Raw genomic sequence first — 22,108 nt, forward strand, 5'->3', positions numbered from 1 at the left:
AGGCGGTGGGCATGGAACCTGATGCGGTGGTGCGGCTGAGGCTGCAGGCCCAGATGCTTCGCGAACCCCGCGCGGGGTCCCCACAGGCGGCACTCCGGCGGCTCCTGGCGGTGCAGGCACAGGAGTTCCCCTATGCCCGCTGGAGCCTGGCCCAGCGTGTAGCTTCCACCGGGTGCTCCCCTGTAACGGCTGCAGACATTGAGCAGGCCGTGGCCGACGGGACAGTCCTGCGCACCCACATCCTTCGGCCCACCTGGCATTTCGTCCACCGCGAGGACCTGCGCTGGCTTTCGGCCCTTTCCGCCCCGCGGCTCCACCAACTCAACGCACTGACGTACCGGCGCACCGGGATCGACGCCGCCACGGCCAGGCGGACAGGCGAGGTGCTGGCCAGCGCTGTCGCGGGCGGCAACCACCTGACCCGTGAGCAACTCGCCGGAAAGCTGCAGACGGCCGGCTTCGAGGCCAATGGGCTGCGGCTTGCCTACATCATCATGCACGCCGAGGTCAGTGGCGTTTTGGCCAGCGGCACGCCTGTCCGCAGCCGCGGCGGGGCGCTCAAACAGACCTATGCGCTCTTTGACGAGCGGGTTCCTCCCGGTCCGCAGCCGGCACCGGCCCGGGAGGAAGCCCTGGCTGAACTCGCGTGCCGCTATTTCACCAGCCGGGGCCCTGCCACGGCCAAGGACTGCGCCGGGTGGTCGGGACTGACGGTGACGGACGTCCGGAAGGGGGTGCGGCTGGCCAGGGAGGCACGGCCCGAAGCGCTGGCCGCCACGGTGATTGACGGCGTCGAGCACTATTTCGCGGCCGCCGGTGCGCATCCAGGGACTCAGGCCGGCGGTACACCGGCTCCGGCACCGTGGATCGACCTGGTCCAGTGCTACGACGAATACATCATGGGCTACTTCGCCACCCGGCACTATATGGGCGGCGGCGCCCCTGCCCTTCCCTTGGCCGGCGAGCCCATCCACGTGGTGCTGCTGGACGGCCGGATGGCAGGCTCGTGGCGGCACAGACTGCTTCCGGACCGCTGCGAACTGGATATCCGCCTGCATGATCCTGTCAGCGCCACCCCGGGATCGCCGCTGGCCGCCGCAGTCCAGGAAGCCGTGGACCGGTACGCCGCCTTCATCGGACTCCCGGCCATCCGGGTACCGTCCGGGACTAAACTTGAAGGACACACATGAGAGGCGCAGCACCGTGAGCAACATGTTTTTCTGGATCATCATCCTGTCACTCCTGATCCCGGTGGCCATGCGGATGTACCGGAAATCGGTGGCCCGCCGGAACTACGACCAAAGCTTCCCCGGCCGCTACCCCGAACAGTTCCCCGGCGCAGGGCAGTTTCCAGGTTCAGGACAGTTTCCCGGTTCCACCGGTCCGCAGAGCAAGCAGCCCCGTGACGGCTATACCCAGCAGGACTACTTTGCGGGCGGGTTCCGCCAGTTGGACCGGCCGCAGCCCCTCGACAACCCGCAGCCCCTGGATGACCCTCACCCGCTGCCCAACCAGTACGGCCAGCCGCCGGTGCCGCCCATGGGCAACGGCAACTGGGCCCCGCAGGAACCGCCGTTCCAGCAGCAGGGCGGGCAGCAGCCTGCCGGGCACCCCGCCCCTGAACAGCCTTCCGCGCCCGCCACTCCCCCGCCGCCGTCGGCACCGCAGGGATTCCGGGCCCGCAAGCTGGCGGAACTGGACCAGCAGTACAGCAACGGCGAACTGTCCATGGAGGAGTACATGGCCCGCCGCGGCGAGATCATGAACGGCTAGGGGTCAGTCCACCTGCGGGAATCCGAGATCGATCACCGAGGTGGACGGGTCGGGCCACCTGGTGGTCACCACCTTTCCGCGGGTGTAGAAGCGGATGCTGTCCGGACCGTACATGTGGGTGTCTCCGAACAGGGAGTTTTTCCAGCCGCCGAACGAGAAGGTGCCCACGGGTACGGGGATTGGCACGTTGACGCCTACCATTCCCGCCTCAACGTCGAACTCGAACTGCCGCGCCGCACCGCCGTCGCGTGTGAAGATGGCGGCACCGTTGCCGAACTCGTTCTCATTGACCAGCCGCACGGCGTCGCTGTAGCTCTCCGCCCGGACCACGGACAGGACGGGGCCGAAGATCTCGTCGTCGTAGACCTTCATGCCCGGCTTGACGTGGTCTATCAGGCTGACGCCGAGGAAGAAGCCGTCCGAGGCGAATCGCTGCTCCCGCCCGTCCACCACCACGCTGGCGCCTTCGCTTTCCGCTCCGGCCACATAGGACGCCACCCGGTCGCGATGTTCGGCCGTGATCAACGGCCCCATCTGGGAGGACGGATCCGTCCCGGGGCCGATCTTCAGGTCCGCCATCCGGCGTTTGATGGCTGCCACGAGGTCATCGGCGATGTTGCCCACCGCCACCAGGACGCTGACAGCCATGCACCGTTCGCCGGCCGAGCCATAGGCGGCGGACACCGCAGCATCAGCCGCCATGTCCAGGTCGGCGTCGGGCAGGACCACCATGTGGTTCTTGGCTCCGCCCAGCGCCTGGACACGCTTGCCGTGATCCGCGGCGCGCTTGTAGATGGACTGGGCAATGGGCGTGGAACCGACGAAGCTGACGGCTTTGACATCCCGGTGCTCCAGCAACACGTCCACCGCTTCCTTGTCGCCCTGGACCACGTTCAATACCCCGGGAGGCAAGCCTGCCTCCGCGAAGACCTCTGCGATGAAAACGGCAGATGAGGGGTCCTTCTCGCTCGGTTTGAGCAGGACCGTGTTGCCGCAGGCGAGCGCACTGCCGATCATCCACAGCGGAACCATCGCGGGGAAGTTGAACGGGGTGATGCAGGCAACCACGCCCACGGGCTGGCGGACGGAATGAACGTCCACACCGCCCGAGACCTGCTCGGAGTGCTCGCCCTTGAGCATGTGGCTCAGCCCCGTGGCGAACTCGATGTTCTCCAGGCCGCGGGAGATTTCGCCTTCAGCGTCGGAGAGCACCTTGCCGTGTTCGCTGGTAAGGATTGCCGCCAGCTCCGGCTTGCGCCGGGCCAGGATGTCGCGGACTTTGAAGAAGATACCGCTGCGCCTGGCGAGGCTGGTGGCCCGCCAGCCCGGGAGTGCCGCCTTTGCTGCCGCAATGGCTTCCTCCACCCGGGCGCCGGACGCGAGCACCACCTGTTTTTCCTGTTCGCCGGTGGCAGGGTTGAAGACGGGGCCAAAGCGTTCTGCCTCGGTGACCCGCTGTCCATTGATGATGTGGGGAATGGTCTGCATGGATACCTCTTTCGGAATGGTCTGCATGGATACCTCTTTCGGAATGGTATGGGTGCGGGGGTGTTAGTCAGCGGTGCGGAGCGAGCCGTCCACCAGCTTGATGATCATGGAGCAGTCCTTGCCGGCTTCCCCCGCGTCGACCAGGCGCTGGAACAGCTGCTGCACGTGCCTGCCGATCTCCAGCGGGGTGCCGGTGTCCTCGGCGGCGCTGAGGGCCAGCCCAATGTCCTTGTTGGCCAGTTCCGTAGTGAACGTGGGCGCAAATTCGTTGTTCGAAGCGGCGGTCTCCACCACGCCCGGGACCGGGTACCAGGTTCGCAGCGCCCAGCTGTCCCCCGACGAGACCGAGGCGATGTCCCAAAATACCTGCTTGTCGAGGCCAAGCCGATCTGCCAGCACGGCGCCCTCAGCCGTTGAGGCGAGGTTGATGAACAGCATGAGGTTGTTGCAGATCTTGGCTGCCTGGCCCGTGGTGGCGCCGCCGGTGGGAATGATGTTGGCGGCCATCGGACGGATGTACTCCGTGGCGTCCGCCACCGCTCCCGGCTCCCCGCCCACCATGAAGGTCAGCGTCCCGGCCTTCGCCCCGCTCATGCCGCCCGAAACCGGCGCGTCAACGAAGCGGAAGCCGGCGGCAGCAGCGGCGTCGTGCAGTTCCTGCGCGGAGGCGATGTCTATGGTGGAGGAATCAACCAGCAGGGTGCTGGTATCTGCGGAGGCCAGCACTCCTTCCGGGCCCAGGTACACGGCCCTGGCATGCTCGCCCTTGGGGAGCATGGTGAAGACGGCGTCGGCTCCCTCCACTGCTTCGGCAATGCTGCCGGCGGGCTTGACCCCGCCGGCCTCCGCGGCGGCAAGGGCTGCCGCGTTGAGGTCGAAGCCGCGCACCTCATGTCCGGCCTTGGCCAGGTTCACGGACATGGACCCGCCCATGTTCCCCAGCCCAATCCATCCGATTACTGCCATCGCCCGGGCTCCTTTGCTCTGTGGCCGGCCGCCATGGCCGGACCATCCAGTGACAACGGTCACATGCTGTTAGAGTGCAATCAAGGGGAAAAATCACAGACAGCATGTGCACTGATGCACATTGACGGAAGGTTGCACCAGTGGCCCGGCTTCCCAGCCCAGACGACCTGCTGATTCTCCTGACCGTGGCACGGCTGGGGCGGTTCAACGCCGTCGCCGAGAGCCTGGGAACCACGCACACCACCATTTCCCGCCGCATCCTGGCACTGGACCGGCAGCTGGGCGGCAGGACGCTGGAACGCAGCCCGCATGGCTGGGAGCTGACCGAACTTGGCGCCTCCGCAGTGGCGGCCGCCGAGGCCATCGAGGAAACGCTGGGCTCGCTTGCGGGCACCATCGGCCAGGAACGCGATGCCCTGTCCGGCATGGTCCGGATCAGCACGTCGGACGGTTTCGGCGCCGAATTCGTGGCTCCGGCGCTGGTACGCCTCCAGCAGCGCCATCCCCTGCTGAATATCGAGATGCTCAGCGCAACCCGCAAGGTCAGCCGCAACCGGTCCGGAGTTGACCTGGAAGTGGTGGTGGGCGGAGCCGACGTCAACAATGCCCAGACGATTTTCCTTACCAACTACTGCCTCCGGCTTTACGCCAGCGCCGCCTATGCAGCCCAGCGCGGACTGCCGGAAACGCCCGACGGCGTGGGGCAGCACGGCTTCGTGTCCTACGTCGAATCCGCCCTCCAGGTGGCGGAACTCGGCCACCGGTCCTCGCAGCTGCCCACGCCGAAATCCAGCTTCCAGGCCACGAGCATCTTCGCCCAGGTGGAGGCTGTACGCAGGGGCGCGGGCATCGGGCTGCTTCCTAACTTCATGGTGGCCCGCGACCCCGGTTTCGTCCCCGTCCTTCCGCACGATTTCGAGCGCCAGCTTCCCATCTGGGCAGTGGCGCGGCCGGAGTCGATGCGGTCGGGGCGCGTCCAGGCGGTCATAGCCGCGCTCAAGGAAGAAGTGGCGGCCCGGCAGGACCTGCTGGCCGCCTGAGCCTGCCGAGGGCGGCAGCATTCAGGGGCGGAACAGCCGGCGGACCACCTTCCCGGCCGCCAGGGCGTCCAGGCCCTCATTGATCTCGGCGAGCGGGCGCGTGTCCGAATGCAGCAGTTCCACCGGCAGCCGGCCGTCCCGCCAGTAGCCGAGATAGCGCGGGATGTCCCGGTCGGGGACGGCGTCGCCCATGTACGAGCCGAGCAGCCGCTTGCCCGCACCCGCAAACTGGAGCGCCGGGACGGCCAGTTCCGCGGACGGATGCGGCAGGCCCACCGAAACCACGGCGCCGCCCCTGGTCACCAGCTCAAGGCAGGAGGCGATGACACGGGCGGAGCCCACTGCCTCCACGGCAACATCCACGCCGTCACCGGCGGCATCTGCAATCAACCTTGCAGCGTCCTCTGGGGTACCGGCAGCGCTGGCACCGCAGTCCAGGGCCAGCTGGTGCTTGTCCCTGTTTGGATCAATGGCGATGATCGAGCCCGCACCGGCGATGCGGGCTGCCATGACTGCCGACAGGCCGACGGCGCCGAGGCCAAACACGGCTACCGACTCCCCGCCGTCGACCTTTGCGGTATTGAAGACCGCGCCCATGCCCGTCAGCACCGCGCAGCCGAACATCGCGGCAACTGTGTCCGGGACGTCGTCGTCGATCACCACGACCGATTCGCGCGCAACCACCGCATAGTCTGCGAAGGCCGACACGCCAAGGTGGTGGTTGATGCGCTCCCCTGACCGGGTCCGCAGCACGGCCTCACCGTGCAGGAGGTCGCCGGACCCGTTGGCTTCGGCGGCACGGTGACACAGGGCGGGCCGGCCTGCCCGGCAGGCGCGGCAGTCCCCGCAGCTTGGAACGAAGACCAGCACCACGTGGTCGCCCTCGGAGACACCGGTGACTCCGCTGCCCACCGAGACCACCCTGCCCACCGCTTCATGCCCCAGCGCCATCGGCAGGGGCCGGACGCGCGAACCGTCCACCACGGAGAGGTCGGAGTGGCACAAGCTTGAGTAGGTGATGGAAATCCCCAGCTCGCCTGCCCGTGGTTCGGGCCGTTCCAGCTCCTCCACCGTCAGGGGGCAGGCGTCGGAGTAACGGGTTCCCGCAGGAACGGTGTTGTAAAGGACAGCGGCTCGCATGAGGGTTCCTTGGTGTGGTTGGGGGTGGTGGTCATGCGGCTGCCCGGACCCGGAATCCGGGTCCGGGCAGCTGCCTTGCCTGTGGTGACTGGCTGCGTGCTACTTCTTGCTGGCAGCCAGGAGGTCTGCGGTGCCCTTGGCATCCGCGGCGTCGACGTCATGCAGTGAGATGCCCCTGGTCTCCTTGAGGAAGAGCACGGACACCGCCGTCACGATGCAGGCGGCCAGGAGGTAGAGGGCCACCGGAAGGGATGAATTGAAGCTGCCCAGCAGGGCGGTGGCGATGATCGGCGCCAGCGAGCCGGCAACGATCGAGGTCACCTGGTAGCCCAGGGACACGCCGGAGTAGCGCATCCGGGTGGGGAACATCTCGGCCATGATGGACGGCTGGCCCGCGTACATCAACGCGTGGAAGAGCAGCCCGATGGTGATGGCGGCCAGGATGACCATGTCATTGGCTGTGTCCATCATGGGGAAGGCGAAGAAGCCCCAGGTTCCGCCGAGGATGGCGCCCGCCATGTAGACGGGCCGCCGGCCGAAGGCATCGGAGAGCTTGCCGACCAGCGGGACGGCGCAGAAATGGATGAAGTGCGCCACCAGCAGCAGGAGCAGGATCCGTGAAGTGTCCGTCTGGACAACCACTTTCAGGTACGTGATGGAGAACGTGACCACCAGGTAGTAGAGGATGTTTTCGGCGAACCGGAGCCCCATGGCGGTGAAGACGCCGCGGGGGTAGCGGCGGAAGACTTCGGCAACACCGTAGCCCTTCTTTTCCGCGGTGACTTCCTTCCTGGCTTCGATGAAGATCGGAGCGTCCTGGACCTTGGTGCGGATGTAGTAGCCGACGATGACGATGACGGCGGACAGCCAGAACGCCACGCGCCAGCCCCAGCCGAGGAAGGCTTCCTGGGACAGGGTCGAGGACAGGGTGAACAGTACGCCCGTGGCCAGCAGGTTGCCCATTGGAACAGCGGACTGCGGCCAGCTGGACCAGAACCCGCGGGACTTGTTGGGGCTGTGCTCTGCCACCAGCAGCACGGCGCCACCCCACTCACCGCCGACGGCGAAGCCCTGCACGAAGCGCAGGAACACCAGGAGGGCAGGAGCCCAGTAGCCGATCTGCGCGAAGGTGGGCAGGCAGCCCATGAGGAAGGTGGCCACACCCACCAGGATGATGCTCAGCTGCAGGAGCTGCTTGCGGCCGAACTTGTCACCGAAGTGGCCAAAGACGATGCCGCCGATGGGGCGGGCCACGAAGCCTACGGCGTAGGTGACGAATGCGGCAATGATGCCGTCCAGTTCCGTGCCAGAGTTGGGGAAGAACGTTTTGCCGAACACCAGTGTGGCGGCAGATGCGTAGAGGAAGAACTCGTACCATTCGACCACCGTGCCGGCCATCGAGGCCGTGACGACTTTCTTCAGCCCTGAGGCCTTAACATCGGTTTCCTCGAGCCGCCGTGCGGCGGAGTGTTCCGTACTCATGAGTGAACTCCTTTGGCGTCTCCGTCGACACCACAATGGGGATCGGACAGCGGTTTTGTGGCGAGCACCACAAAACTGCAGGTTCACACGAGTATTGTCTGGTGACGCGCTGAGCTCAACACCGAATACTGCAGGAAGCATCTGCAAAAATGCACATCCAGCACGGCAGCCTGGCGGGAACCCCGGGCTGGGCAGAGGTTCAGGGCAGGAGGTGCTCGCGGAGCTGGTCCCCGAGCTGCCCAATTTCCGTCAGGAAGCCGTCGTGGCCGATCGGCGCCTGGATCAGATGCACGCCCACGTCCCCGGGCAGTGCGCGCGCCAGCTCCCGCGACTGGGACGGGAAGTAGAGCCGGTCCGAGTCGACTGCAGCGATGAAGAACCGGGCTTCGGAACGGGCCAGCGTCTCGGCCAGCGTTCCGCGTTCCCTGCAGACGTCGTGGCTCATCAGCGCTTCGGTGATGGCGATGTAGCTGTTGGCGTCGAAGCGCTGGACCAGCTTGTTGCCCTGGTGGTCCAGGTAGCTCTCCACCTGGTAGCGGCCGCGGCCCGACAGGCAGTCAGCCTGCAGCGGTGATTCCGGGGCCTGGGGCTCCCGGCCGAACCTGCCCTCCAGCTCGGCGGCGGAGCGGTAGGTGATGTGCGCGATGCGCCGCGCCAAGGCCAGGCCTTCCTCGGGGAAGGGGCCACCGTAGTAGTCGCCGCCGTTGAAGTTGGGGTCCTGGCGGATGGCAAGGGTCTGCGCCTGGGCAAACGCGATTTGCTCTGCCGTGCTGGCGGCGCCCACGGAAATCACGGCGCAGCGCTGCACCCGCTCCGGGTAGGTGATGGCCCATTCCAGGGCGCGGGCACCGCCCAGGGAACCCCCAAGGACTGCGTACCAGCTGCCGATGCCGAGCTGGTCTGCCAGCCGGGCTTCGGCCACGGTGCTGTCCCGCAGTGTCACCAGGGGGAAGCGGGAACCCCAGGGTGTCCCGTCCGGGGCGGGCGACGACGGCCCGGTGGACCCGTAGCAGCCGCCCACAATGTTGATGGACACCACGAAGAACCGGTCCGTGTCCACGGGGGCACCGGGGCCGGCGAGCTGTTCCCACCAGCCGGGTTCGTCGCTGTCGCCGCGGGTGACATGGGTGCTGCCGGTCAGGGCGTGCTCGATGAGGATGGCATTGCTGCCGTCGGCGTTGAGCGTGCCCCACGTTTCGTAGGCGAGTGTGACGTCCGGCAGGTAGCCGCCGGCTTCCAGTTCCAGGCCCCCGATGGAGGCGTAGCGGACAATTCCGTGCTCGGGAACGGTGGTGGGGGTGACGGTAACCGTCATGGCAAGACCTCTTCTACGCGCTTGCCCACCGGCGGAATGACCGGCAGGCCAGGTCTTCACCCGGGGCACCCCACCGCGGAAGGAGGGTTGCCGGCCAGCAAGCCGGGGCTGTCACTGGCACTCATGACCTGGTTCGAGTGTACGAAACACCACCCGGCCCGGGCCAAGAGTGTGACTGGTTGTGACTTCCCCGGCTTTGCGCACGCAGGCCGGCCACCCGCCGTCGGGCCCTGGTCCCCGGACCGTCCGCTCAGGCGCCCTGCGCCTCCTTGGCGGCACGGAACCCGGCTTCAAGGTCGGCGAGGATATCGTCGATGTGCTCCAGGCCGACGGAGAGGCGGACCAGTCCCGGAGCGACGCCGGCCGCCGCCTGCTGCTCCGGTGACAGCTGGCTGTGGGTGGTCGACGCCGGGTGGATGACCAGCGAGCGGACGTCCCCGATGTTGGCCACGTGCGAGTGCAGCTCCAGTGCGTCCACGAAGCGCTTGCCCGCCTCGGCACCGCCGGCCAGGTTGAAGGCGACAATGGCGCCGGTGCCCCTGGGCCCGTACTTGCGGCCGCGCTCGTACCAGGGGCTGGAGGGCAGCCCGGCGTAGGCGACGGATTCGACGTCGTCCCTTGCTTCCAGCCACCGCGCCACCTCCCCGGCGTTGGCCACATGGCGCTCCACGCGCAGGCTCAGGGTCTCCAGGCCCTGCGAGATCAGGAAGGCGTTGAAAGGCGAAACGGCGGAACCGAGGTCGCGCAGGAGCTGGACCCGGGCCTTGAGGATGTAGGACAGGTTGGCCCCCAGCGCCCCGCCCTCGCCCAGGTCGCGGCCGTATACCAGGCCGTTGTAGGTGGGGTCCGGGGTGTTGAAGCCGGGGAAGCGTTCGGGGTCCTTGCTGAAGTCGAACTTGCCCGAATCGACGATGACGCCGGCGATCGCGGCGCCGTGGCCGCCCAGGTACTTGGTGGCCGAGTGGACCACGATGTCCGCGCCCCATTCCAGCGGCCGGATCAGGTATGGCGTGGACAGCGTGTTGTCCACGATCAGGGGCACGCCGGCCTCGTGGGCGGTGCGGGAGACGCCCTCGATGTCCAGCACGTCCTGCCGCGGGTTGGACACCACTTCGGCAAAGAAGAGCTTGGTGTTGGGCTGGACCGCCTCGCGCCAGTGGTCCAGGTTGTCCGGGTCCGCCACGAAGGTCACCGAGATGCCGAACTTCTTCAGGGTGTGGGCGAACAGGTTGTAAGTGCCGCCGTAGAGGCTGGGGCTGGCCACGATGTGGTCGCCGGCCTCGGCGATGTTCAGGACGGCGAATGTCTCTGCCGCCTGCCCCGAGCTGAGGAGGAGCGCGGCCAGGCCTCCTTCAAGGCTCGCAATCCTCTGCTCAACGGCATCCTGGGTGGGGTTGCCGATGCGCGTGTAGATCGGGGCAAGCTCGCCGAGGGCGAAGCGGTTGGCAGCGCTCTCGGCGCTGGGAAAGACGAAGGAGGTGGTCTGGTAAATGGGCAGGGCGCGGGCGCCGGTGGCAGCATCCGGTTCCTGGCCGGCGTGGATCTGGCGGGTTTCGAAGGACCATCCGTTGGACATTCAAGGCTCCTTTGATTGGGCCCGGCATGCTGGAAGCACCACGGGCCGCGCTTGCCACCCGGCCTTATTGCCGGACAGCCAGGTCCTCACCCGGGGCACCCCGCCGCGGATGGAGGGTTGCCGGCCAGCGAGCCGGGGCTGTTGCTGGCACTCATGACCTGAGCCCAGTGTAGGAATGTGGCCGGCCGGGCGAACAGCATTGTGACGAACATGGTCCCGTGTTCCTACCATGGAGCAGGTTTCGAGGGTGCTGAAATCGGAAAATCCCAGTAAGGGTATCCTTAGCTGAGAGCCCGATCACAAAGTGCCAAGATGATGGCATGCGCATGGATCACGTCTCTTACGCCTGTGAACACGATGGCCTCGCGGCCACCACCGAACGTATTTCTTCTGCCCTCGGCGTTGAGGCAGTGAAGGGCGGGGTACACCCGCGGTTCGGTACCCGGAATATGATCATCCCGCTCGCGGGACACAAATACCTTGAGGTCGTGGAGGTCCTGGACCACCCTGCGTCGGACAAGGCTCCCTTCGGACAGGCCGTCCGGGCCCGCTCCGCGGCCGGCGGCGGCTGGATGGGCTGGTGTGTCGAAGTTGACGACCTTGCTCCGTTCGAGGCACGCCTGGGACGGGCTGCCGTCAACGGCAACCGCAAGTTTCCCGACGGCCGCGAGCTGGTGTGGAAGCAGATTGGAATCCTGGGCCTCATCGCCGATCCCCAGGTGCCCTACATGCTGAAGTGGGAGGGCGATCCGTCGCTCCACCCGTCCAACGCCTACGAGAGCAACATCAAGATGAGCTGCCTGACCATCGCAGGCTCGGCCTCCCGGGTCACCGAATGGCTGGGCGAACCGGTGGAAAAGCCGCTGGAGGATGTAGCAGTTGAGTGGGTTGCCCCGCATGGTACGCCCGGCATCCTCTCAGTCACCTTCGAAACCCAAAACGGAGCGGTCACCATCTGACCTTCCTTTGACCGGGCGTTACGGCCCTAGCGGACTTCGGCCGCCATCAGGATGTGACAACGGCGTCACCTCCCGATGGCGGCCGAAGTTGCTTTAACCGCGGGTTTTTCCCCGGGGCTCAAGGCTCTGGGCCGCAGTCGCTCAAAATGTCAGTGCCTCCGGTGATGATTCTTGTATGGGAAATGGCGCGGTCGTAGCAGCACCGATGGAGAGTGTTTATGCCACCACGGCTGCCATCAACGCGCTGTTCCTTGAAGAAGAAGCCCTTGCGGCTGCTTCGGAGTCTGACGGAGGCGCTGGGGTTGATCCTTTGGACCGGCTGTACCGGATCCGGCTGGACCGGCTCGCCCTGGAATCGCGACTCGAGGCTCAGGTCGCCGCGCTCAAGGCCAGGGACGCCGCCGAGTGCATTGATCTGCAGCAGGCCATGACCCCGCCCAACGCCTCCACCCACGACCGCACCTACGCGGAAATATCGGCAGTGGAAGAAATCGCGGGGATCCTGACCATCAGCGCCGGGGCTTCGGGGGCGTTCATCACCCAGGCCCGGCGGGTCTGCTTCCTGCCCTCCGTCTACGGGAAGCTGTCTTCGGGTGCGTTGTCCTGGCAGGGCGCCAAGATCATCGCTGACGAAACAGAGGCCCTGCACCGTACCGCCGCCGTGGCACTCGCGGACCACTTCCTGGACCCGGACGCACCGAACCCGGCCCGGGGCTGCCCCGCCACCGCCCTCGTACCGTCCCGGCTCCGGGCCAGGGTCCGCGCCTGGCGCGAACGCCACCACCCCGACTCCATCGAAAAACGCCACGCCAAATCCGTGGCCGACCGGCGGGTCGAGTTCCACCGGGACCGTGACGGCATGGCCTGGATCTCCGCCTACCTCCCCGCCGACTCCGCCACTGCAATCTGGAACAAAAACACCGCCACCGCCCGCGGCCTGCAAGGACCCAACGAAACCCGGACCCTTCCCCAAATCAAGGCTGACGAGTTCGCCCGCCGCCTCCTCGCCCACACCACAGACCCTTCCGCAGGCAGCACGGCCAGCGGCAACAGCAACCAACCCGGCACCGGTTCGCAGGAACAGGCTGTCATGGAGGAACAGATCCCCGATGCATTCATCGGGCTCGCCACACTTGTCGGCTCCGACGAATCGGCTGCGGACTTGAGTGCCGATGATCAGACGCTTACCGGCGTTATCGGAGGGTATGGAGCCGGCCTGGACGGAACAACCGCTGGCGAAACGAGCCCCGAGGCCGGGAAAGTCCCGACACCCCGGGCCGACGTGCTGGTCACCGTCCCCGTGTTCGCCCTGACCGGCCTGACCGACGAACCCGCGATCCTCGACGGCTACGGCCCGGTCCCCGCGTCCATGGCCCGGAAACTCGTCGCCGACGGAGCCGACTCGTTCTACCGTGTCCTCGTCGACCCCGCCGACGGAACACCCTTGGAAATCGGCCGCACCAGCTACCGGCTCACCAGAGCCATGCGGCAGGCCCTCCGCCTCCGCGACGGCAAATGCACCTTCCCCGGCTGTAACAACCATTCGCTCGACAACGAAGCAGACCACCTCCAAGCGTGGGAGCACGGTGGCACCACCGGGCTCAGCAACCTGGCACAACTCTGCCCAAAACACCACCGGCTCAAACACAACAGCGGCTGGAAGCCTACGGAAGCAACGCAAAACGAACCACCCGGCTGGACCTCACCCACCGGCCGCACATACCTTGCCGAACAACCCGACCGGGAACCAACCATCTGGCCAGACAACGGACTGGTTCAGGAACTGAATACCGTGCCGCACCTCCAGGAACAAACTGGAGCGGACCTCTCCACTGCCCATGGATGGCTCCCGCCGGAATGGCTGGAATCAGCACCGCCCTGGAGCGAACAAGCCTGCGCCGAACCACCATGTGAAGAACCCGTGGACGACAACCTCATCGACGCTGACGACATCGCGCCTTACGACCCCATGTGGGACGACTTCTACGCCATGCCCGTCGTTCTGCCACCCGACCCACAAAAGGACCTGTCCGTCAGCGATTTGGCCCTCGGCCACCAGGCCCTCAGCGACCCGGCCCTGAGCTATTGGGCACAGAGCAACCCGGCCCTGCTCCACACGTAGCTGTTACCCCAGCCCCACGGCCCTGCCGAAGAGGCTGAATCCGACAAATGCCACGATGTCCAGAAGCGCGTGGGCAATGACAAGGGGCATGACCCGCTTGGTCCGGGTGTACAGCCAGGCAAAGACGATGCCCATCACCACATTGCCAATAAAGGGACCGAATCCCTGGTACAGGTGATAGGTGCCGCGGAGAAACGAACTCGCCGCGATGGACAGCGGGATGCTCCAGCCGAACTTGCCGAAACGGTTCATCAGGTACCCCACCACGATGACCTCCTCCACCACCGCATGCCGGAGGGCGGACAGGATCAGGACCGGCACGGTCCACCAGTAGGCGTCCAGCGCGCTGGGGATGATGGCAGTAGTGATGCCCAGCGTCCTGCCCGCGGCGTAAAGGCCCAGGGAGGGAATCCCTATCAGGGCCGCGAGCCCCAACCCCTGCAGCAGGTCCTTGCCAGGCCGGACGAAATCGAAGCCCAACTTCCGGAACGCAGAGCCAGGATTGCCGCCGTCGGCCGTTGCCGCCTGCCGCTGGTCCGTCAGGAAGTAGATCACCAGCAGCACCGGCACCAGGGCGAAGATGATGTCCAACAGCTGGTACGTCAGGTCGAAATACTCGCGGGTGCTCTGGGAGCGGTTGAGTGTGGAAGTTCCCTCGGCCAGCGGAGCCCGGGTCATCTTGTCCAGCAGCTGCACCACGGAGTACACGGCGGACTGGCCAAGGGAGAGGCCCAGGACAATCCAGACTTCGAGCTTCAGACGACGGCGGGAGGGAACCAGCATGTACCCATCTTGCCTGCAGTTTCTGGATCGTGGCTGATTGCCTAAACCCCGATCGCCACTGCCCGGCACGCCCAGGCCGGGCGGTTAGGCAGGTGCCACGATGACTTCCGTGCCGTTGGCTTCAAAGGCAGCCTTGTCCTTCGGGGAGATGCCCGCATCCGTAATCAGCCGGGTGAAGTGGTAGCCGTCCATGGTGGCAAAGGCACGCACCCCCACCTTGGAGGAGTCGGCGATGACGTAGGACACCCGTGCCCTGCTGGCCAGCAGGGCGTTGACCGAGGCCTCGCCCTCACCAGTATTGGTGGGACCCACCTCCGGATCGATGCCGTTGACGCCGATGAAGGCGATGTCCAGCACAACCTTCTGCATGATGATGTCCGTGTACGGCCCCACCAGTTCGTAGGACCGCGGATTGAGGATGCCGCCGGTGACCATCACCTTGATGTTGGGCCGCACGGCCAGCTGGCCTGCGATGTTGATGGCGTTGGTAACCACTGTCAGGGTGGGCTGGTTGGACGGTGCGTTCAGGTCCTCGCGGGTCGCGAGGATCTGGGCGAGGGCTGTGCTGGTGGTGCCGCCGCACAGCCCAATCACTGCACCGGGCCGGATCAGGGCGGAGGCGGCTTGGGCGATCTGTTCCTTGGCCTCGGCGTGGTCGTCGCGGTTGTAGCGGCCTGGAAGGTCGTAGGCCAGGGCACCGGTGGTAGCTCCGCCGCGGGTACGGGTGAGGAGCCGGCGCTTGGCCAGGCTGTCCAAGTCCCGCCGTGCCGTTGCCGGCGATACCCCGAGCGTGCTGACGATCTCGTCGACTTCCACCTGCCCGGTCTTGGCCAGCAGGTCGAGAATGGCGGTCAGTCGGTCGGTGCGGGTCATGCAGGGCCTCTCAATACAACAGCCACCGCTTCGGGTGACGTTTTCTGATCATAACAGACGCGAAATGATCATCTAACGTCACTAAGCCCTTCGCGGCCTACCGCTCCCGCACTCCGGCCCGCCAGACAGCGTACGTCAACGGCATGCCGGGACGGTAGGCGAGGTGCGTGGCCGAGGGCGCGTTGAGCACGTGCAGGTCCGCACGGTGGCCGACGGCGATTGAGCCCACCGCGCGTTCGCCGTCGGCGTCCTTCCCGGCTTCCTTGTGCAACGCCAGCGCGCCGCCGTAGGTGGCCGCCCGTACCGCCTCGTGCACGCTGAGGTGCATCTGCAGGACAGCCGTGGAAACGCAGAACGCCATGGAACTTGTGTAGGACGTGCCCGGGTTGCAGTTGGAGGCGAGCGCCACCTGGACGCCTGCATCCAGCAGTGCGCGCGCCGGGGCCAGCGGCTGGCGGGTGGAAAGGTCGCAGGCAGGCAGGCAGGTGGCCACCGTGCCCCGTTCCCCGGTTCCACGGGCTGCGTCCCAGCCGGACCAGGTTCCGGCCAGGGCCTCGACGTCGCCGGCGGAAAGGTAGTTCACATGGTCCACGCTGGCTGCCCTTAGCTCCACGGCCAGCTGGACCCCGGGGCCCTCACCGAGCTGGTTCCCGTGCACGCGCAGCCCCAGGCCGGCGTCCCGGCAGGCCAGCAGAACCCTGCGGGACTGTTCCGCCGTGAAGGCTCCCTCCTCGCAGAACACGTCCGCCCACTGTACAAAAGGGCGGACGGCAGCCAGCATGGGGCCGCACACCAGGTCCGTGTAGGCCTCCGGATCCTGGCCTGCGGGAACCAGGTGGGCGCCGAGGTAGGTCACCTGGTCCGCAGCCGTGGAGGCAATCCGTGCGCTGCGGGCCTCATGCTCCACGTCCAGCCCGTAGCCCGTCTTCGTCTCGAGGTAGGTGGTCCCCTGGGAGACCGCTTCCGCCACCCTGCCCATTGCCAGGCGGGTGAGGTCGAAGTCCGACGTGGCGCGGGTGGCGTTCATGGTGACGGCGATGCCGCCGGCAGCGTACTGCTCCCCCGCCATGCGCGCCTCGAACTCAGCCGTCCGGTCACCGGCAAACAGCAGGTGGGTGTGCGAATCCACCCAGCCGGGAAGGACGGCCCGCCCGCCGGCATCAACGGCGTCGTCGGCTGCAGGCGCTTCGGCGGCCGCCCCGATCCAGGCGATGCGCTCCCCCTCGATCACTACCGCCGCGTCTTTCAGGACCCGGTGTTCCAGGTCCTGGGTCATCAGTTCGGCAATGTTGGTGATCAGGGTGCTCATGCAACCATTGTTCAGCGCCGGATGGACCACCGCGTGGCTGCCAGCGCCTGCGCTGTCCGGGATACCGGAACTGTCCCATCGGTCCCGTCCTGGCCGGCAAGGATCTGCTCCGCCGCCAGTTCGGCCATGGCCGAGGAGGTTTGGAACCCGTAGCCGCCCTGTCCGGCGAGCCAGTAGAAGCCCGGCGCCTCGGCGTCGAAGCCCGCCACCGGAACCCCGTCGGCCGCTTCCGTGCGGAGCCCGGTCCAGGCCCTGCGCACCCCCGTGATGCCGAGGGTTGTCACGGTGTTCAGCAGATCCACCAGGCGTTCGACGTCGCCCGGCCTGGGCCGGGCATCCTCGGGGCCGCTGGGCACCGCCTCCGACGGCGAGATCAGGACATCGTTCCCCTCCCGCCGGAAGTAGAACGTGTTGTTCGCGGCTGCCACCATGGGGCTCCCCTCAGGCAGGGGACGTTCGACGGCGGCAATCGCCGCGGTGCGCCGGTACGGCTGCAGGCCCAGCTTCTCCACCCCGCTGATGACGGCCAGCTCGTCGGCCCAGGCTCCGGCCGCGTTGACCAGCACCCCCGCCTGGAAGGCTTCCGTGCCGGCACCCACTTCCCAGCCGGACCCGAGCCGCTGCGCGGAATGGACCCCGGCGCCGGTATAGATATCGGCCCCGGCGGCCACTGCCCGCTCCCGGTGGTCCTCCAGCAGCAGCGGTGCATTGGAACCGAACGATCCGGTGTCCAGGCCTGCAGCGGCAAACGACTCCGGAACCAGCGCCGGACAGAGCTCCAGCGCTTCGGCATGGGTGATGGGCTTCATGGAGCCGCTGGCTTCCGCCGCGACGCCGGCCTCGCTGCCGATCAGCATGAAGCTCCGCGAAGTGAGGACCGGCTCCGGCAGCTCGGCGTCGCGGGCGGCGATCAGCTCGAGTGTCCTGGCGGTGAGCTCCTGAACCACGGGCGGGCCGTAACTGGGGATGAGCTGCCGGGCCGACCGGGAGGACGTGTGGTAGGCCAGCTCCTGCTCGGCCTCCACCAGCGCCACGCTGCATTTCCCCGCCAGCGCGGACGCCAGGGACAGTCCGGCAATGCCGCCGCCCACGATCAGGACATCGTAATGTGCTGCCATGCGTTCCATCCTTGCAGAGTTGCTCCAGAAACGGCTGCCAGTGATCGGTGCCCGGGTCAGGCAGCCACTTCCGCGCGGCTGGCAACGAAGGCCTGAACGCACGCTTCGACGTCGTCGGCTGAGTGCGCGGCCGAAAGCTGCACCCGGATGCGGGCGGCACCGCGCGGCACCACCGGGAAGCTGAACGCGGTGACGAAGACACCGTGCTGCAGCATCCGGTCAGCCACCTTGGCGGCAAGGACGGCGTCGCCGAACATGACCGGGACAATCGCGTGCTCGCCGGGCAGCAGGTCGAAGCCTTCCTCCGTCATCCGGCGGCGGAAAAGGGCGGCGTTGTCGAAGAGCTGCCGCCGCAGGCTGGCCGAGTTCTCCACCAGGTCCAGTGCCTTGATGGTGGCGGCGACGATGGCCGGAGCCAGCGAATTGGAAAAGAGGTAGGGCCGGGCCTTCTGCCGGAGCATGGCCACGATCTCGGCGCGCCCGGAAACGTAGCCACCGGAGGCCCCGCCCAGGGCCTTGCCGAAGGTTCCGGTGTAGATGTCCACCCGGTGCGAGACGCCGGCATGTTCCGGCGTGCCCGCGCCGGTGGAGCCCATGAAGCCGACGGCGTGCGAATCGTCCACCATCACCAGCGCGCCGTACTGTTCGGCGAGGTCGCAAATGGCTTCCAGCGGGGCGAGGTAACCGTCCATGGAGAACACGCCGTCGGTGACGATGATCTTCCGGCGGGCGTCCTTCGCCTCCACGAGCTTCACTTCAAGGTCCGCCATGTCCTGGTTGGCATACCGGTACCGCTGGGCCTTGCACAGCCGGATGCCGTCAATGATGGAGGCGTGGTTGAGCGCATCGGAAATGACGGCGTCCTCGGGACCGAACAGGGATTCAAACACCCCGCCGTTGGCGTCGAAGCAACTCGAGAACAGGATGGTGTCCTCGGTACCGAGGAAGCGGGAGACGCGGCCTTCGAGTTCCAGGTGCAGGTCCTGGGTGCCGCAGATAAACCGCACGCTGGCCATGCCGAAGCCTCGTTCATCCATCGCCCCCTTGGCTGCGCTGATGATGTCCGGGTGGTCTGCGAGGCCCAGGTAGTTGTTGGCGCAGAAGTTCAGGACGTCCGCTCCGGATGAGCCGAGTCGGCCGGCGGTGATGTGGCTGGACTGGGGCGAGGTGATGCTGCGCTCAGTCTTGTAGAGCCCGGCGGTGCGGATGTCCTCCAGCTCGCTGCTCAGCTGGTCCTTGATGGAGGTGTACATGGTGGTGATCCTTTAGAGTCGGGTCCAGTCGAGGACAACTTTGCCGCCGCTGCCGCTGCGGGCCAGGTCGAAGCCCTTCTCCCAGTCTGCAGCGGGGAGCGTGTCCGTGACCACGGCGGAGATCCCCGCGTGGAGGACCGGGTTGGAGGAGAGCATGGCGCTCATGGCGTACCAGGTTTCGTACATTTCCCGGCCGTAGATGCCTTTGAGGGTGAGCATGTGGGTGACCACCTTGCCCCAGTCGATGGTGATGTCCTGGCTGGGCAGGCCCAGCATGGCAATCCGGCCGCCGTGGTTCATATTGTCGATCATTTCCGGCAGGGCGGTGGGGTGGCCGGACATCTCCATGCCGATGTCGAAGCCTTCACGCATGCCCAGTTCACGTTGGGCGTCGCGGACGCGGGTGGTGGAGACGTCGATGGCAAGGTCTGCGCCGAGCCTGCGGGCCAGGTCCAGCCGGGGCTGCGAGACGTCCGTGATGGCGATCTTTCGGGCACCGGCGTGGCGGGCGACGGCGATGGCCATCAGCCCGATGGGTCCGGCACCGGTGATGAGCACGTCCTCGCCCACCAGCGGGAAACTCAAGGCGGTGTGCACCGCGTTGCCGAAGGGATCGAAAATGGCGCCGAGCTCGGGCGTGACCGAGGGATCATGGTGGACCCAGACGTTGGTTTCCGGGATGACCACATACTCGGCGAATGCCCCGTCCCGCTGCACGCCCACGCTGACCGTGTGGATGCACATCTGCCGGCGGCCGGCGCGGCAGTTCCGGCAGATGCCGCAGACAACGTGGCCTTCACCGGATACCCGGTCGCCAACCTTCACGTCCCGAACGTCCCCGCCGGTCTCCACTACCTCGCCGTAGAATTCGTGGCCCGGAATCAGGGGAGCTTCGATGATCCCCTGGGCCCAGGAGTCCCAGGACTGGATATGGAGGTCTGTGCCGCAGATCCCGGTGGTCATGACTCGAATCTTCACGTCGTCCGGACCCACCGTGGGCTCCGGACGGTCCACCAGTTCGAATCCGGCCTCCGGGCCGGCCTTGTAGAGAGCCTTCATCGGCTTCCTCACTCTTGGTTGTCACATCATTGGCAGGTGCTGCCCTCCCCATTACAGCCCCGGAAACCGTTTAGCACAATCAGCTTTTACTCAATCGACGATGTAGCTTTTGCTAATGCTTAGACTTGGTCCATGGAGATCCACCAACTTGAAATCCTCCGCGAGCTCGGCGCCCTGGGCAGCGTCAAGGCCGTGGCCGACACCCTGATGGTCACCCCGTCCGCCGTCTCCCAGCAACTGGCCCTGCTCCAGCGCACGGTGGATGTTCCGCTGACCCGGAAGGAGGGCCGGAACCTGGTGCTCACCGAGGCGGGCCAGGTCCTCGCAGACGCGGGAGCCGCCGTCGTCAGCGCGATGGCCGAGGCCAAAAGCGCCATCGGCAGCTACCACGGCTCCCCGGCAGGACGGGTTACCCTGAGCGGCTTCCACAGCGCCGGCCAGGCGGTCTTCGCACCCCTCGCCAGGATGCTGGACACCCCAGGCGGGCCGCGGGTGGAACTGTCCGACGAGGACGTGGCCCAACAGGACTTCCCCGCCCTGACCGCCCGCTACGACCTGGTGCTGGCCCACCGGATGGACCACAGTCCCCGCTGGCCGGACGAACGGGTTACCGTGATCCCGCTCGCGCACGAGCCCCTGGACGTCGCGCTTCCGGCCGGACACCCGCTGGCACGGAAGCGGGCTGTGACCGCGGACGACGTCGCCGGTGAGGCCTGGGTGACCAGCCACGCCGGCTACTCCCCCGCCGACGTGCTGTCCGCCGTCGCCGCGGTGTCCAGCCGTGAACTGAACATCGTCCACCGCATCAATGACTACTCCACGGTGGCGGCCCTGGTGGCCGCCGGCGGCGTGGTGGGACTGCTGCCCCGGTACACCGCCCGCCCCGTCCTGAATCCGGATATCGTCCTGCGTCCGCTCGAGGGCATCAGCACCCGGCGGCGGATCGACCTGCTGGCACGGCCGGAGAACCTGAAGCGCCGGTCCGTGATGATGGTGTGCGAGGCGCTGCAGGAAATCATGGCGGGGCTGGTGGAGCAGGGCTGAGCGAACAGGGTCCCGGCTACTGCGATTGCCCTTTGGCCTGCCCGTGGCCCATGCCGTTCCCCCTGCCCAGCCCGAGCCCGGGCACGTCCCCGGCGCCTTCGGCAATCCGCTCTGCCGTGGCCTGGTCCCCGTTCTTTGCGCCTGCTACCCGGACCACCTCGCCCGTGGTGATGTCCGCGATGCTTCCGTCGCCGGGCCGGAGCCGCTCGCCGTCGTCGCCCGTTCCCGGCGCCTTGGTGATACGCGTTTCGGCGTTGACGGTGTAGGTCCGGCTGAAGCCGTCTTCGCTTTTGACGGTGATGGACGTATCGCCAACAGCCTCAACCGTGCCGCGCTGCTCGAGGACGGTCTGGAAGGTGCCGTCAGCGTTCTTGACCACGCTTTCGCTGTGCTGGAGTTGCGGCCGCTGGGCCTTGTCCGGCTTGCCGGGCTTCCCAGGCTTGGCGGACATGTCCGGTTTGCCCGGCTTGTCGTGCTTTTTCTCCTGCCCGGGCGCGGACTGCGGCGGCGACGGGAACGGCGAGTCGGCGGACCACGCGATGGCGGCCCCCGTACCACTCAAGGCAAGGGCAATGGCCCCCGCAACGAAGGCCTTGCGGATCCTTGGCTTGTCCTGCAGTGGCATCGCGGTCCCTTTCGCGTCGCTGTCCGGGGCCTGCATAGGGCGGCCTCCGTGCGCTCCAGTGTAGGACCGGCGTCACCGGGTGTGAACGCGTACTTTCCGCCGACCACTACCTGAGTACTTGAGGCAAAACCGGGCAGCGACCCCGGCCGCTGCGGTTCCGCAACGGCCGGGGCGCTACCCGGT

General features: G+C 66.9%; 19 protein-coding genes and 2 riboswitches. Of the genes, 6 read left to right on the forward strand and 13 right to left on the reverse strand.

Features of this window, described 5'->3' with window-relative positions:
• Window positions 1-11: 11 nt before the first annotated feature.
• Complete coding sequence (locus AC5RT3_RS09475) at window positions 12-1,190, forward strand: winged helix DNA-binding domain-containing protein (protein ID WP_494124022.1); 1,179 nt, start codon at window positions 12-14, stop codon at window positions 1,188-1,190.
• A 22-nt stretch (window positions 1,191-1,212) separates the two neighbouring features.
• Window positions 1,213-1,773: a hypothetical protein gene (locus AC5RT3_RS09480; RefSeq protein ID WP_494124043.1), complete on the forward strand. Its 561-nt coding sequence runs from the start codon at window positions 1,213-1,215 to the stop codon at window positions 1,771-1,773.
• Between the two features lie 3 nt (window positions 1,774-1,776).
• Here AC5RT3_RS09480 and AC5RT3_RS09485 read toward each other — a convergent pair whose 3' ends face one another.
• A complete protein-coding gene (locus AC5RT3_RS09485; protein WP_494124044.1) occupies window positions 1,777-3,261 on the reverse strand; it encodes a CoA-acylating methylmalonate-semialdehyde dehydrogenase in 1,485 nt (494 codons plus the stop codon).
• 63 nt (window positions 3,262-3,324) lie between these two features.
• Entirely contained in the window at window positions 3,325-4,227 is a 903-nt protein-coding gene (gene mmsB, locus AC5RT3_RS09490) for a 3-hydroxyisobutyrate dehydrogenase (protein WP_494124023.1), read from the reverse strand.
• Window positions 4,228-4,367: 140 nt separating this feature from the next.
• Here mmsB and AC5RT3_RS09495 point away from each other — a divergent pair, with 140 nt between their 5' ends.
• Window positions 4,368-5,267 carry a LysR family transcriptional regulator gene (locus AC5RT3_RS09495; protein ID WP_494124024.1) on the forward strand — a complete coding sequence of 300 codons (900 nt, stop codon included), beginning with the start codon at window positions 4,368-4,370 and terminating at the stop codon, window positions 5,265-5,267.
• A 21-nt stretch (window positions 5,268-5,288) separates the two neighbouring features.
• On the opposite strand, the gene AC5RT3_RS09500 is transcribed toward AC5RT3_RS09495, so the two are convergent.
• The 4 genes from AC5RT3_RS09500 to AC5RT3_RS09515 form a co-directional block, all read right to left on the reverse strand.
• On the reverse strand, window positions 5,289-6,407 hold the full coding sequence (locus AC5RT3_RS09500) for a zinc-binding dehydrogenase (protein ID WP_494124025.1): 1,119 nt from the start codon (window positions 6,405-6,407) through the stop codon (window positions 5,289-5,291).
• 99 nt (window positions 6,408-6,506) lie between these two features.
• Window positions 6,507-7,889 (reverse strand): MFS transporter, encoded by a 1,383-nt coding sequence (locus tag AC5RT3_RS09505; protein ID WP_494124026.1) that lies wholly within the window; start codon window positions 7,887-7,889, stop codon window positions 6,507-6,509.
• 199 nt (window positions 7,890-8,088) lie between these two features.
• The gene (gene metX, locus AC5RT3_RS09510) at window positions 8,089-9,204 is read right to left on the reverse strand and encodes a homoserine O-acetyltransferase MetX (RefSeq protein ID WP_494124027.1); all 1,116 of its coding nucleotides are present in this window, start codon (window positions 9,202-9,204) and stop codon (window positions 8,089-8,091) included.
• A 12-nt stretch (window positions 9,205-9,216) separates the two neighbouring features.
• A riboswitch (SAM riboswitch) is annotated at window positions 9,217-9,333 on the reverse strand.
• 121 nt (window positions 9,334-9,454) lie between these two features.
• A complete protein-coding gene (locus AC5RT3_RS09515; RefSeq protein WP_494124028.1) occupies window positions 9,455-10,780 on the reverse strand; it encodes a bifunctional o-acetylhomoserine/o-acetylserine sulfhydrylase in 1,326 nt (441 codons plus the stop codon).
• A gap of 42 nt (window positions 10,781-10,822) precedes the next feature.
• Window positions 10,823-10,939: riboswitch (SAM riboswitch) on the reverse strand.
• A 161-nt stretch (window positions 10,940-11,100) separates the two neighbouring features.
• Between AC5RT3_RS09515 and AC5RT3_RS09520 the strand changes: the two genes are divergently transcribed.
• Both AC5RT3_RS09520 and AC5RT3_RS09525 read left to right on the forward strand, forming a co-directional pair.
• Entirely contained in the window at window positions 11,101-11,739 is a 639-nt protein-coding gene (locus tag AC5RT3_RS09520; protein WP_009359382.1) for a VOC family protein, read from the forward strand.
• 175 nt (window positions 11,740-11,914) lie between these two features.
• Window positions 11,915-13,861, forward strand: coding sequence for an HNH endonuclease signature motif containing protein (locus AC5RT3_RS09525; RefSeq protein ID WP_494124029.1), 1,947 nt, complete (start codon window positions 11,915-11,917; stop codon window positions 13,859-13,861).
• Window positions 13,862-13,864: 3 nt separating this feature from the next.
• Here AC5RT3_RS09525 and AC5RT3_RS09530 read toward each other — a convergent pair whose 3' ends face one another.
• The 6 genes from AC5RT3_RS09530 to tdh all read right to left on the reverse strand — a co-directional run bounded on the left by AC5RT3_RS09530 (window position 13,865) and on the right by tdh (window position 20,256).
• The gene (locus AC5RT3_RS09530; RefSeq protein WP_494051510.1) at window positions 13,865-14,644 is read right to left on the reverse strand and encodes a CPBP family intramembrane glutamic endopeptidase; all 780 of its coding nucleotides are present in this window, start codon (window positions 14,642-14,644) and stop codon (window positions 13,865-13,867) included.
• Window positions 14,645-14,728: 84 nt separating this feature from the next.
• Entirely contained in the window at window positions 14,729-15,517 is a 789-nt protein-coding gene (locus AC5RT3_RS09535; RefSeq protein ID WP_494051509.1) for a DeoR/GlpR family DNA-binding transcription regulator, read from the reverse strand.
• A gap of 97 nt (window positions 15,518-15,614) precedes the next feature.
• Complete coding sequence (gene hutI / locus AC5RT3_RS09540) at window positions 15,615-16,826, reverse strand: imidazolonepropionase (protein WP_494124030.1); 1,212 nt, start codon at window positions 16,824-16,826, stop codon at window positions 15,615-15,617.
• Window positions 16,827-16,837: 11 nt separating this feature from the next.
• Window positions 16,838-17,944: an NAD(P)/FAD-dependent oxidoreductase gene (locus AC5RT3_RS09545; protein WP_494124031.1), complete on the reverse strand. Its 1,107-nt coding sequence runs from the start codon at window positions 17,942-17,944 to the stop codon at window positions 16,838-16,840.
• A gap of 56 nt (window positions 17,945-18,000) precedes the next feature.
• Entirely contained in the window at window positions 18,001-19,197 is a 1,197-nt protein-coding gene (locus AC5RT3_RS09550) for a glycine C-acetyltransferase (protein ID WP_494124032.1), read from the reverse strand.
• Between the two features lie 12 nt (window positions 19,198-19,209).
• A complete protein-coding gene (tdh, locus tag AC5RT3_RS09555) occupies window positions 19,210-20,256 on the reverse strand; it encodes an L-threonine 3-dehydrogenase (RefSeq protein ID WP_494051505.1) in 1,047 nt (348 codons plus the stop codon).
• A gap of 132 nt (window positions 20,257-20,388) precedes the next feature.
• Between tdh and AC5RT3_RS09560 the strand changes: the two genes are divergently transcribed.
• On the forward strand, window positions 20,389-21,300 hold the full coding sequence (locus AC5RT3_RS09560) for a LysR family transcriptional regulator (protein ID WP_494010526.1): 912 nt from the start codon (window positions 20,389-20,391) through the stop codon (window positions 21,298-21,300).
• 16 nt (window positions 21,301-21,316) lie between these two features.
• On the opposite strand, the gene AC5RT3_RS09565 is transcribed toward AC5RT3_RS09560, so the two are convergent.
• Window positions 21,317-21,925, reverse strand: a complete 609-nt coding sequence (locus AC5RT3_RS09565; RefSeq protein ID WP_494051503.1) for a hypothetical protein — start codon at window positions 21,923-21,925, stop codon at window positions 21,317-21,319.
• Window positions 21,926-22,108: the final 183 nt, after the last annotated feature.

The sequence above is a fragment of the Arthrobacter sp. Y3221159 genome, from assembly GCF_059089885.1.

Bases quoted from the DNA above. Each gene is read 5' to 3' on its own strand.
- mmsB (WP_494124023.1), bottom strand. From the start codon at position 4,227: ATGGCAGTAATCGGATGGATTGGGCTGGGGAACATGGGCGGGTCCATG.
- AC5RT3_RS09525 (WP_494124029.1), top strand. From the start codon at position 11,915: ATGGGAAATGGCGCGGTCGTAGCAGCACCGATGGAGAGTGTTTATGCC.
- metX (WP_494124027.1), bottom strand. From the start codon at position 9,204: ATGACGGTTACCGTCACCCCCACCACCGTTCCCGAGCACGGAATTGTC.
- AC5RT3_RS09480 (WP_494124043.1), top strand. From the start codon at position 1,213: ATGTTTTTCTGGATCATCATCCTGTCACTCCTGATCCCGGTGGCCATG.
- AC5RT3_RS09565 (WP_494051503.1), bottom strand. From the start codon at position 21,925: ATGCCACTGCAGGACAAGCCAAGGATCCGCAAGGCCTTCGTTGCGGGG.
- AC5RT3_RS09550 (WP_494124032.1), bottom strand. From the start codon at position 19,197: ATGTACACCTCCATCAAGGACCAGCTGAGCAGCGAGCTGGAGGACATC.
- AC5RT3_RS09505 (WP_494124026.1), bottom strand. From the start codon at position 7,889: ATGAGTACGGAACACTCCGCCGCACGGCGGCTCGAGGAAACCGATGTT.
- hutI (WP_494124030.1), bottom strand. From the start codon at position 16,826: ATGAGCACCCTGATCACCAACATTGCCGAACTGATGACCCAGGACCTG.
- tdh (WP_494051505.1), bottom strand. From the start codon at position 20,256: ATGAAGGCTCTCTACAAGGCCGGCCCGGAGGCCGGATTCGAACTGGTG.
- AC5RT3_RS09520 (WP_009359382.1), top strand. From the start codon at position 11,101: ATGCGCATGGATCACGTCTCTTACGCCTGTGAACACGATGGCCTCGCG.
- AC5RT3_RS09515 (WP_494124028.1), bottom strand. From the start codon at position 10,780: ATGTCCAACGGATGGTCCTTCGAAACCCGCCAGATCCACGCCGGCCAG.
- AC5RT3_RS09530 (WP_494051510.1), bottom strand. From the start codon at position 14,644: ATGCTGGTTCCCTCCCGCCGTCGTCTGAAGCTCGAAGTCTGGATTGTC.
- AC5RT3_RS09475 (WP_494124022.1), top strand. From the start codon at position 12: ATGGAACCTGATGCGGTGGTGCGGCTGAGGCTGCAGGCCCAGATGCTT.
- AC5RT3_RS09560 (WP_494010526.1), top strand. From the start codon at position 20,389: ATGGAGATCCACCAACTTGAAATCCTCCGCGAGCTCGGCGCCCTGGGC.
- AC5RT3_RS09535 (WP_494051509.1), bottom strand. From the start codon at position 15,517: ATGACCCGCACCGACCGACTGACCGCCATTCTCGACCTGCTGGCCAAG.
- AC5RT3_RS09485 (WP_494124044.1), bottom strand. From the start codon at position 3,261: ATGCAGACCATTCCCCACATCATCAATGGACAGCGGGTCACCGAGGCA.
- AC5RT3_RS09500 (WP_494124025.1), bottom strand. From the start codon at position 6,407: ATGCGAGCCGCTGTCCTTTACAACACCGTTCCTGCGGGAACCCGTTAC.
- AC5RT3_RS09545 (WP_494124031.1), bottom strand. From the start codon at position 17,944: ATGGCAGCACATTACGATGTCCTGATCGTGGGCGGCGGCATTGCCGGA.